The sequence below is a fragment of the Aromatoleum evansii genome (assembly GCF_012910805.1).
GTDB lineage: Bacteria > Pseudomonadota > Gammaproteobacteria > Burkholderiales > Rhodocyclaceae > Aromatoleum > Aromatoleum evansii.
On sequence record NZ_WTVK01000263.1, the window covers coordinates 1 to 412 of the forward strand.

The 412-nt window shown below is 68.2% G+C and carries 1 protein-coding gene; it reads right to left on the minus strand.

Annotated elements, in window-relative coordinates; translation table 11 throughout:
• A partial coding sequence (locus tag GO615_RS28230; protein ID WP_169133105.1) for an alpha/beta hydrolase occupies nt 1-412 on the minus strand: 412 nt, incomplete at both ends.

The window sequence follows — 412 nt, forward strand, 5'->3', positions numbered from 1 at the left end:
GCCGGCCTGATCGACGGTCTTGGCGCCGGCGCGCTTGGCCATCATGCGCTGCGCATCGACCGGGATCATCTTGTCGTTGGTCGCCACCAGGTACCAGCTCGGCTTGCTCTTCCAGGCCGGCACGGTCACCTCGCCGTTCAGCGCCGTGACGCCCCAGGGCACCTGGGAGTCAGCCATGAAAGCCGCGACGTCGGGCTTCACATCGGCAGCGAACGACGCAGCGAACTTCGCGCGATCGAGCGAGAGGAAGCCGTCCTTCGGCGGCAGGATCGGCGGCACCGGCGCGCCCGGAGGAGGATTGGCGATCAGCTTGCCGACCGATTCACCCTGGTCGGGCGCGAACGCCGTGATGTAGACCAGCCCTGCGACCTTCGGGTCGGTGCCAGCCTCGGTGATCACGACGCCGCCATAG